This is a genomic window from uncultured Bacteroides sp., assembly GCF_949298305.1.
Lineage (GTDB): Bacteria > Bacteroidota > Bacteroidia > Bacteroidales > Bacteroidaceae > Bacteroides.
In genome coordinates this window covers 1-11,084 of the sequence record NZ_CASFWU010000120.1, presented here as the reverse complement: position 1 = coordinate 11,084, position 11,084 = coordinate 1, and the positions used below count along the sequence as shown (strand labels likewise).

At 47.9% G+C, this 11,084-nt stretch carries 6 protein-coding genes and 1 pseudogene; 2 read left to right on the top strand and 5 right to left on the bottom strand.

All coding sequences use genetic code 11. The features are described 5' to 3' along the window. From Q1Y74_RS12860 to Q1Y74_RS12840, 5 genes and pseudogenes are all read right to left on the bottom strand, one after another. On the bottom strand, positions 1-736 hold a 736-nt coding region (locus Q1Y74_RS12860), incomplete at its 3' end, for a carbamoyl-phosphate synthase domain-containing protein (RefSeq protein WP_300814705.1). A 165-nt stretch (positions 737-901) separates the two neighbouring features. Beyond that, positions 902-2,785: an amidophosphoribosyltransferase gene (locus Q1Y74_RS12855; protein ID WP_300814704.1), complete on the bottom strand. Its 1,884-nt coding sequence runs from the start codon at positions 2,783-2,785 to the stop codon at positions 902-904. A gap of 21 nt (positions 2,786-2,806) precedes the next feature. After that, positions 2,807-4,635, bottom strand: a pseudogene (glmS, locus tag Q1Y74_RS12850) (glutamine--fructose-6-phosphate transaminase (isomerizing)). Between the two features lie 373 nt (positions 4,636-5,008). Beyond that, on the bottom strand, positions 5,009-5,524 hold the full coding sequence (locus Q1Y74_RS12845) for a thioredoxin-like domain-containing protein (RefSeq protein WP_300814703.1): 516 nt from the start codon (positions 5,522-5,524) through the stop codon (positions 5,009-5,011). A 269-nt stretch (positions 5,525-5,793) separates the two neighbouring features. Further along, entirely contained in the window at positions 5,794-7,410 is a 1,617-nt protein-coding gene (locus Q1Y74_RS12840) for an ATP-binding cassette domain-containing protein (protein WP_300814702.1), read from the bottom strand. A gap of 195 nt (positions 7,411-7,605) precedes the next feature. On the opposite strand from Q1Y74_RS12840, the gene Q1Y74_RS12835 reads away from it, so the two are divergent. After that, a complete protein-coding gene (locus Q1Y74_RS12835; RefSeq protein WP_300814701.1) occupies positions 7,606-8,247 on the top strand; it encodes a nucleotide exchange factor GrpE in 642 nt (213 codons plus the stop codon). 11 nt (positions 8,248-8,258) lie between these two features. Further along, positions 8,259-9,422, top strand: coding sequence for a molecular chaperone DnaJ (gene dnaJ, locus Q1Y74_RS12830; protein WP_300814700.1), 1,164 nt, complete (start codon positions 8,259-8,261; stop codon positions 9,420-9,422). The last annotated feature ends 1,662 nt before the right edge of the window (positions 9,423-11,084 follow it).

Sequence of the window (11,084 nt, the reverse complement as noted above, 5' to 3'; positions counted from 1 at the left end):
GTCCGTTGGAGATGAACAGGCCGTCGAACTGCAAACCGTTGAAGTCGTAATCCCAAGGCACACGGATTACTTCGACCCCACGCTTCAGCAAACAGCGCAGGATGTTGGTCTTTACGCCGCAATCGACAAGGACGACCTCCTTTAATTGAGAATGGAAAATGGATAATTGAGAATTAAGCTCTTCCATCGGGGTGGAGACGGGAAAAGTCTTGCTTTCCCCTCCGGCATAGACAATAATGTCCTTACAGGAAACGCGGTCTACATAGTTCACCTCACCGTAATTATCCATTCTCCATTCTCCATTATCCATTGCGTCATCGAATACGATGCGCCCCATCATCACCCCATGCTCGCGCAACACCTTGGTCAGTTCGCGGGTGTCGATGCCCGTGATGCCAGGCACTTGCTCGCGCTTCAACCAATCGGCCAGGCTTTCTACAGCATTCCAGTGGCTGTAGTTCTCCGAGTAGTCACTGACGATGATAGCTTCGGCATGAATCTTCTCACTCTCCATGAACGTAGCCAGTCCGTTGGCTTCGATGGTGAAGGGAGGTACGCCGTAGTTGCCCACCAACGGGTAGGTCAGGGTCATCAACTGTCCGGCATACGAGGGGTCGGTCAGGCTCTCGGGATAACCCGTCATGGCCGTGTTGAATACCACCTCGCCTGCTACCGGCTTTTCATAACCGAACGAACGGCCGCGGAAAACGGTACCGTCGGAGAGGCAAAGCCTCACCCCCTTCCCCTCTCCCAAGGAGAGGGGGGAGGAAGAATGTAAATTAGTTGAATGCTGATTAGTCATGTTGTATATATAATAAGGTATAGTTGTACATATAATAAAGTATCATACGATATGCCCTCTCCTCCCCCTCTCTTTGGGAGAGGGGGCCGGGGGGTGAGGCTAGAACTGGTACACCTGCTCGATATAGTCGATAAACGCCTTGTTCAGCAGCTTCACACCGCCCGGCGTAGGATAGTCGCCGCTGAAGTACCAGTCGCCCGGATGGTTGGGACAGGCCTCGTGAAGTCCTTCAAGGGGCTGGTAGACGATTTGCACCTTGGCACGGACATTCTCGGGCTTGAGCAGTTCCACCATCTTGGCCGAAATCTCGTCGTCGGTGAAGGGAGCGTAGATGTTCTTCACGTAGTTCACCATCTGCTCCTTGGGCAGGTCGGCCTGATCCTTTGACTTGCGGTAGACGGCGGCGATGACGTCCTTCATGTCGCGGTCGCGCAACAGCTCGATGGCAGCACGGAAGGCGATGAACTCGCTCATGCGCGACATGTCGATGCCATAATAGTCGGGATAGCGTACCTGTGGCGAAGAGCTGACGATGACAATCTTCTTCGGATTGAGACGGTCCAGAATGCCGATAATGCTCTGACGCAAGGTGGTGCCGCGAACGATGGAGTCGTCGATGATGACAAGATTGTCCACCCCGGCCTCCAGACTGCCGTAGGTAATGTCGTAAACGTGGGCCGCCAGGTCGTTGCGCGTGTTGCCTTCGGCGATGAACGTGCGCAGCTTGATGTCCTTGATGGCTACCTTCTCGCTACGGATGCGGCGCGACAGGATGCGTTCCAGTTCGTCGTGACTGGGGTTGTGGCCCAAAGCGGCTATCTGTTTCACCTTCTCCTCGTTCAGATACTCGTCCAGTCCCTGAAGCATTCCGTAGAAAGCTACCTCGGCTGTATTGGGGATGAAGGAGAAGACGGTATGGTCGATGTCGTAATTGACAGCTTTCAGGATGCTGGGCACCAGCTTCTCGCCCAGCAGCTTGCGTTCGCGGTAGATGTCCATATCGCTGCCACGGCTGAAGTAGATGCGTTCGAAGGAACAGGGCTTCAGTCCGCGCTGCTTGTTGATCTGCACCGCACGCAAGCGGCCTGCCTTGCTGATGAAAATGGCCTGTCCGGGCTGAAGCTCGCGAATGCTGTCGGCCGGGACATTGAGCACGGTCTGTATCACGGGACGTTCGCTAGCCAGCACGGCTATCTCTTCGTCCTGATACCAGAAGGCTGTACGGATACCCCACGGATCGCGCACGGCAAAGCTCTCGCCGCTGCCTGTCAGACCGCACATCACGTAACCGCCATCCCAGTCCTTGCTCGAAGTACGCAGGACATTGGCCAGGTCGATATGCTCTTCGATATAATGCGTAATATCCATGCCGGTCAGTCCTTCGGCTTCGGCCATGTTGAACAGACGTTCTACCTCGCGGTCCAGACGATGGCCTACCTGTTCGAGCATGATATACGTATCGGCATACTTGCGGGGATGTTGGCCCATGGCCGTGATGCGGGCAAATATTTCGTCAACGTTGGTCAGATTGAAGTTGCCGCAAAGAGCCAGGTTCTTGGCCCGCCAGTTGTTGCGGCGCAGGAAGGGGTGCACATAAGTCAGTCCCGACTTGCCGGTAGTGGAATAGCGCAAATGCCCCATGTAGACTTCGCCGGCAAACGGCAGGCACTTCTCGGCATAACCGGCATCGGCCAGCTGTTCGGGAGTCAGATCCTTGAAGTGGCTCTGCACCGTCGAGAAGATTTCGGTAATGGCACCCGAACCCAAAGCACGCTCGCGGAACATGTATTCCTCGCCGGGATTGGCAGCCAGCTTGACACAGGCCAGTCCGGCTCCTTCCTGTCCGCGGTTGTGTTGCTTTTCCATAAGCAGATAGAGCTTGTTGAGCCCGTACATCCACGTGCCATACTTCTTCTGGTAATAATCGAGCGGCTTTAGAAGGCGTATCATCGCCACACCGCATTCATGTTTCAATTGTTCCATATCATTATCCGGATTATTCTATTATTCTACTGTAACCGACTTTGCCAGGTTTCTCGGCTGATCCACATCCATGCCCTTGCACACAGCAATGTGATAGGCCAGCAGCTGCAAGGGGACAGTTGTTATCAGCGGGTCAAGGCATTCCATGACGGCAGGCAGTTCGATCACCGTGTCGGCCACGCGGCTAATAATGTTGTCTCCCTTGGTCACGAGTGCCACTACCCTGCCCTTGCGTGCCTTTATCTCCTGTATGTTGCTCAGTACCTTTTCGTAAAGTCCGTTCTGCGTGGCCACCACAACGACCGGCATTTCGGCATCGATCAAGGCAATAGGACCGTGCTTCATCTCGGCAGCCGGATAACCCTCGGCATGTATGTAGGATATTTCTTTCAGCTTCAGCGCACCCTCCAGTGCCACCGGATAGGCATATCCGCGACCCAGGTAGATGAAGTTATGCGCATAGGTGAATATCTTGGACAGTTCGGCTATGCGGTCGTTCAGCTTCAGCACCTCTTCCATCTTCTCCGGAATGTGCTGCAACTCTTGCACTACGGACACGTACTTGGCTTCATCTATCGTTCCCTTCTCGCGTCCCAACGTCAGTGCCAGCATGGCAAGCACCGTCACCTGCCCCGTAAAGGCCTTGGTAGAAGCCACACCGATTTCGGGACCAACGTGTATGTACGACCCCGTATCGGTAGCCCGCGGAATGCTCGAACCGACGGCATTGCAGATGCCGTATATGAAAGCTCCCCGGCTCTTGGCCAGCTCTACGGCAGCCAGCGTATCGGCAGTCTCACCACTCTGCGAAATGGCTATCACCACATCATCCGAACTGATTACCGGGTCGCGATAACGGAATTCAGAAGCATATTCCACCTCAACCGGAATACGGCAAAACGTTTCTATCAGTTGCTTGCCTATCAGCCCGGCATGCCACGACGTACCGCACGCCACAATAATGAAGCGTTTGGCAGCCAGCAGGCGTTCCTTATAGTCTATAACAGCTGACAATACCACATTGTTTCCTTCTACGTTGACACGGCCCCGCATACAATCGTTGATGCAGGCCGGCTGCTCGAAAATCTCTTTCAGCATGAAGTGCGGATAACCGCCTTTCTCCAGCTGTCCCAGGTTCATGGAGACTGTCTTTACTTCGTGGGGGCATTCCACGTTATTCAGATTGACCACCTTCAGCGGACTGTCGCGACGGATCACTGCGATTTCCTCGTCTTCCAGATAGACCACCTTGTCGGTATACTCTACAATGGGAGTAGAAATTCGCCTTCGCCAATCCCGACTACCAGCGGACTGCTCTTGCGGGCTGCGACGATTTCGTCGGGATTGTCACGGTCCATCACGGCGATGGCGTATGCTCCTATCACTTCCCGCAAGGCAAGCTGAACGGCAGTAAGTAAATCAATCTGATTATTCTGTTGGATGTATTCGATAAGTTGAACCAGGACTTCGGTATCTGTATCACTTTTAAACTGATAACCTTTTGCCTGAAGCTTCTCTTTAAGGACGGCGTAATTTTCGATGATTCCGTTATGGATGAGAGCGAAACGCTCGGAGGAGGAGTAATGGGGGTGGGCATTGGCCGGAGAAGGTTCTCCGTGCGTGGCCCAACGGGTATGGGCAATTCCGATGGCGCCGGAAATATCTTTATGAACTACGAAAGATTCCAAGTCGGCAACCTTGCCTTTGGTCTTGTAAACATTCAGTTGATGATTGTCACTGATCAAAGCTACCCCAGCACTATCATATCCACGGTACTCCAACCGCTTCAGTCCTTTGATAAGAATGGGATAGGCTTCTCTCTTGCCGATATAGCCTACGATTCCACACATAAAATTATCCTATTTAAGTTTTACTGTGCAAAGATATACATTCCGCCGAACATAGCATCCTTCCATCTTGCAATAATTTGTCAAAAGTATAGAAAAGTAACATATCCATATCAAAAAGACAAGAAAATGTTATATACTGAAACAAAAAGAAGTGTTTAACTAAAATTAGATTGCATTATCTACATCGCCCATCATCCTCTTCCACCTCAGGTACGGACAAAAAGAAAACCCTCCCGCTCTTGTGAAAGCACAAAGGCAGGAAGGCTTTTTGTTGTATACATTTTCCTCGTTTTGTCACTTCTCCTCCGATTCGGGCACCCCCTCATCTCGGATGAAATACCACTCTCAACTTATCCTATTTCTCTGAACTCCATCAGGCAGGTTGTTTCTGCAAATAAGTTGAAAGTTCTGTCGCGGAGATGTTTTTGGCTATAATCACACCATCACCATCCAGTAAATAGTTAGTAAATCCACGACCCAAACGATATTTTTTAAACAAGTCGGAAGATTCGCCTGCCGTTTCCACGAAACATATAGGCGTAACTATTTGATCCCTACGAATGGTTTCCTCAAAAACAGATTGATATTCGTCAAACGAAACAGAAACCATTTCTACACGATTATCCTGAGAAACCGAACGAAGCACATTGCTCAAACTTGCGTTTTGCATCCGGGATTGTGCGTCGTAGCTTGCCCAGAAACTAAGCAACACATAACGGCCTTTCATGTCTGAAAGTTCCTGTGCAGGTTGCTCAGCTGACATAGATTGGATACGAAAATCCGGGGCTATGTCACCCACGCTCAAACCTCCGGTAGGTTTGTCTTTTCCAACGAAAGATGTCAAGGAACTAATTAGTAATACAACAAAAATCCATTTTACATACTTCATGTAACGCGGTTTTGGTTAATACTATCCGGGACTGCCATTCCAACAGTGATTTCTTCCCGAAACATTTTCTTCGCAGACTCCGCAATGAGTGAAAAATCCACTGATTCACAAAGCCTTTAATTCTGAAATCGGCGGCAAAGGTAAGTATTTCTTCAATTACAATCCAAATAAACAAGTAAAAAAGTGACTTTTTTAGGGCTTATTTTTATGTTATTTAGCATACTTCCCGGCTTTTGACAACCTTTTGTCTTTGATTCGAAACCTCTGATTCAATCTCCGTACAGGCGGCTTTTCAGTTCCTTGATATGGTCTGAAACAATATACTCGTCATACTCCATCATCTTATCTATAATACCATTAGGAGTCAATTCAATGATACGATTAGCTACGGTCTGAATGAACTCATGGTCGTGTGAAGAAAAAAGGATATTACCTTTATAAATCTTCAGATTGTTATTGAAAGCCTGAATGGATTCCAAATCCAAGTGGTTGGTTGGTGTATCCAGAATGAGGCAGTTGGCATTGCGCAGCTGCATGCGGGCTATCATACAACGCATCTTCTCACCTCCCGACAGGACGCTCGCCTTCTTCAGCACCTCTTCGCCCGAAAAGAGCATACGGCCCAGGAAGCTCTTCATGTACACCTCGTTGCCCTCGCCAAACTGGCTTAGCCAGTCCACCAGATTTAAATCGGTATTAAAGAAAGAAGTATTATCCAACGGGAGATAAGCCGTAGTAATAGTTACTCCCCAATTGAACTTACCGGCATCGGGCTTCATATTACCGTTTATAATTTCAAACAAAGCCGTCATAGCACGCGGGTCACGGGACAGGAAAACAATCTTATCACCCTTCTCCACATTGAAGTTAACGTCACGGAACAGCACCGTGCCGTCGTCCAGTGTCTTGGACAGGCCAGAAACCTCCAGAATTTGGTTGCCCGGTTCGCGTTCGGGGGTGAAAATGATACCCGGATATTTACGAGACGACGGTTTGATTTCCTCTACATTCAGTTTTTCCAGCATCTTCTTACGGCTGGTAGTCTGCTTGCTCTTGGCTACATTGGCACTGAAGCGGCGGATAAACTCTTCCAGTTCTTTTCGTTTCTCCTCAGCTTTAGCCTTTTGATTCTGCTGCTGGCGAAGTGCCAACTGACTGGATTCATACCAGAAGCTATAGTTACCAGCAAAAAGATTGATTTTGCCGTAGTCTATGTCTACTGTATGCGTACAAACTGAATCCAAGAAATGACGGTCGTGACTGACAACCAACACCGTATGCTCAAAATTAGAAAGGTATTCTTCCAGCCAAGTCACTGTCTCCATATCCAAATCGTTGGTAGGTTCATCCAGCAATAGATTGTCCGGATTTCCATATAAAGCCTGCGCCAACATGACGCGAACCTTTTCTTTATTATTCAGCTCGCTCATCAGCACATAGTGCTTGTCTTCCTTGATACCCAGCCCACTCAAGAGTGCAGCGGCATCGCTTTCTGCATTCCACCCGTCCAATTCGGCAAACTTTTCTTCCAGTTCCGAAACTTTCAGGCCGTCTTCATCTGTGAAATTCTCTTTGGCATACAGCTCCTCGCGCTGCTTCATGATGTCCCACAATACGGTATGTCCCATCATGACTGTATCCATTACAGAAAAGGCATCCCACTTGAAGTGGTCCTGGCTCAACACCGAAAGACGTTCGCCGGGAGCAAGTGTGACGGATCCGGTAGTAGGCTCCAAATCGCCCGAAATGGTCCGCAAAAAAGTGGACTTTCCCGCCCCGTTGGCACCTATGATTCCGTAACAATTACCACTCGTAAACTTCAGGTTTACATCATTGAACAATACTCTTTTACCAAACTGTACCGAAACGTTTGAAACTGTAATCATCTTTATCTTTTTAAATTCGGGGTGCAAAGATAGACATTTTTCCACGAATAGGAGGAAGATATGCTGTCAATCTGACATAAAAATGTTACCTTTGCGCCATTTAAAACAAGAACAGAGCTTTTTGGCAAAGTTTTTGCTGGGCATTTTCCATCAATTCAATAAATCGTAACCCCTTAACTTAAACCCTTAACAGCAATGAAAACGAAATCATTTGACAAGAACAATAAGCAAAATAATATGGATCCGAAACAGAAAGAAAACAACCCGGAAGAGAATGAGATAAAATCTCAGAACGCTTCCAACCATACGCAGGAAGAAAACGAAGGAAACCGGACTGAACAGGAAAAAAAGGAGGAAACACCCCTTACCGAAGAACAGAAGCTGGCCGGTGAACTGGAAAAAGCCAACGAGCAGATTGAAGAGCAGAAGGACAAGTACCTGCGTCTGTCGGCCGAGTTCGACAACTACCGCAAACGTACAATGAAGGAAAAGGCCGAGCTCATCCTGAACGGAGGCGAAAAGAGCATCAGCAGCATCCTGCCCATTGTGGACGACTTTGAGCGTGCGCTCAAAAACATGGAGACAGCCACTGACGTTGCAGCCGTAAAGGAAGGCGTGGAACTGATTTACAACAAGTTCATGGCCGTATTGGGACAAAACGGCGTGAAAGTCATCGAAACCAAAGAAAAGCCTCTGGATACAGACTTCCACGAAGCCATAGCCGTTATCCCCGCCCCTTCCGAAGAACTGAAAGGTAAAATCCTGGACTGCGTGCAGACAGGTTACACGTTGAATGACAAAGTGATCCGACATGCCAAGGTAGTAGTCGGAGAATAACATCAAACAATATGGAAAAAAGAGACTATTACGAAGTATTAGGCGTTGAACGGAACGCTACGGCAGACGAAATCAAGAAGGCCTATCGGAAAAAGGCCATTCAATACCACCCGGACAAGAATCCGGGCGACAAGACAGCGGAAGAGAAATTCAAGGAAGCGGCAGAAGCCTACGACGTGCTGAGCAACCCGGACAAACGTGCCCGCTACGACCAGTTCGGCCATGCAGGCCTGGGAGGAGCGGCCGGCAACGGAGGACCTTATGGGGGCTTCGGAGGCGGCATGAGTATGGACGACATCTTCTCCATGTTCGGCGACATCTTCGGCGGACGTGGGGGATTTGGAGGATTCGGAGGATTTGGCGGAGAAAGTTCGCAACAACGTCGCTACCGTGGCTCCGACCTTCGGGTAAAAGTCAAACTGAACCTGAAAGAAATCTCGACCGGCGTAGAAAAGAAATTCAAACTCAAAAAATACGTCACCTGCGAACACTGCCACGGCACAGGAGCCGAAGGCAACAGCGGAAGCGAGACCTGCCCCACCTGCAAGGGTAGCGGTACGGTAATACGCAACCAGCAGACCATCCTGGGAACCATGCAGACCCGCACCACCTGCCCCACCTGTGGCGGCGAAGGCAAAATCATTAAGAACAAGTGTAAGGAATGTGCCGGCGAAGGCATCGTCTATGGCGAAGAAGTAGTCACTGTTAAAATTCCAGCCGGCGTGGCCGATGGCATGCAGCTTTCCATGAGTGGAAAAGGTAATGCCGGAAAGCACAATGGTATTCCTGGCGACCTGCTGATTCTGGTAGAAGAAGAAGCAGACAAAGAACTGATTCGCGATGAAAACGATTTGATATACAATCTGTTGCTCAGTTTCCCTACAGCTGCTCTCGGAGGTACGGTCGAAATACCCACCATAGACAGCAAAGTAAAAGTTAAAATAGAACCAGGCACACAACCGGGTAAAGTTTTGCGCCTGCGCGGTAAGGGGCTTCCCAGTGTAAACGGATACGGAACAGGAGACCTTTTGGTCAATGTAAGCATCTATGTTCCCGAAGCCCTGAGCAAAGACGAAAAGAAAGCTCTTCAGGATATGGAAGATTCGGACAACTTCAGACCCAATAGCTCTATAAAAGAGAAGATCTTTAAAAAATTCAGAAGCCTGTTCGACTGACATCTCTTAGATAGGTTACGTCCTCTTCAACAAACTGCATCAGCAAAGTACCAATCCAACACTCTGCCGATGCAGTTTTTTATTCCCTTCTTTTTTATCGCCAAAACAGAAAATCCGACTCAGATGATATTCCCAGTGGCGGCATTATAATATTACGAATAAATTATCACATCAAAGAACTTGACTCTACTACGCCTCCGAGCCCAATCGATGCATACCTTGAGTTTGGAGGCCGACCTGGTGACAAGGCAAACAAACAGTGCATGCGGTTATAAACACGAACATATCTAGTCTGGCACAACAAATAAATGACAATATTTATCCATACCAGACAGCCTAGCTTACCAACTTTGGTATCAAAGATTGCCTACTATCGAGCGGAAGGTTGCCTACATTCGGCACGAATGTTGCCTGCCATCAATAGCGTCCATACAAGCAGAAACATAAACACTTGAACATCAATTGTTTATAAATACCTGTCAGATATTCTCAATTTGTAAAATTTCTTAACCTGCGTAGTTCATATTTATCTGCAATAATATTATATTTAAGTTTCGCAAGTTTATTAACGGGTTGTAGTAAAGAAGTGAAGGAGAGAAGCCAATACCTTTATGAAAAAGGATGCCGACCATATACTTAAGCTATCGGCTTTAACTCCTAAGCTCACCCTGGTGGGCGATAACTCCTTTTTTCTCCTTTAACTCCTTTAACTACTGCAAGTTTGGCTTCGCCAATTTTCAATTCGCACTTGCGACTTGGTATTATACATACAAATTCGAACACTTCGTTGGTTGCACCGCCACACGCCGATTGGATATCTTCTTTTTCATCAAGCATTGACTGCCCGGAAGAGTCGTATATGCACAGATAGAAGCAATTCCGACCTTTGCAAGATTATATCCAGACTTACCACGCAATGCGCCTGATACGCCAAATCCGCTACCGGGAATATCCACCGACCCGTTAATCCATGCAAAAATTTCAAAAAGATAAAAGATATATACTCTGAAGTACTCACTAAACTGTTCTTTAGTTTCCCATAGAGCAAATCCAAAACTTTTTTATAACTTTGTAAAAGTATTCTTATAAACAATTGCAATGGCATTACCCAAGTTCATTATCACCCAAGATGGATATTTCCGTCTTGGAATGGTTTATCAACATAAAGACTTGTTACTGGCAGGAGAACGATGTATAGGTGGAGGTTACTATAGATTTGACTATGTTTCAAACCGCCTTATATTAGACCGAAGTTCGTATGACTTCGGCAGTCCCCAGTGGCATTTATTGGAAACATTGAAGGTACCATCCGCTTATCGTAACCTCCGGATTGTTTATCAGTATGACAATGAATTTTGTGAAGACTTCAACGTTAACGAACGATTGACAATAGTTTATTACGATTAGCTGTTTTAACTCCTCCAGCCTGTCCAAGACAGAATAGAACTACATTACTAATATTATTCGTTTCAAGTCTTTCGTTATAGAAGCGGTTGAAGTCACCTTCCAGTCAAAAGAGGGGTCAGCGGATATTCCCGGTTGGTAGGCATGGTGTATCAAGCGTATTGCGTATCTTTGTGGTATGAAAGCAGAACAATTACTTCGTGCCATCCTTCCTGATGTGCTTATAGACAATTTTGATGTGGTGAACTTCGAGAAGAC

Excerpts from the sequence above, each read along its gene's own strand:
- Q1Y74_RS12840 (WP_300814702.1), bottom strand. The coding sequence starts at position 7,410 with ATGATTACAGTTTCAAACGTTTCGGTACAGTTTGGTAAAAGAGTATTG.
- Q1Y74_RS12845 (WP_300814703.1), bottom strand. The coding sequence starts at position 5,524 with ATGAAGTATGTAAAATGGATTTTTGTTGTATTACTAATTAGTTCCTTG.
- Q1Y74_RS12835 (WP_300814701.1), top strand. The coding sequence starts at position 7,606 with ATGAAAACGAAATCATTTGACAAGAACAATAAGCAAAATAATATGGAT.
- Q1Y74_RS12855 (WP_300814704.1), bottom strand. The coding sequence starts at position 2,785 with ATGGAACAATTGAAACATGAATGCGGTGTGGCGATGATACGCCTTCTA.
- dnaJ (WP_300814700.1), top strand. The coding sequence starts at position 8,259 with ATGGAAAAAAGAGACTATTACGAAGTATTAGGCGTTGAACGGAACGCT.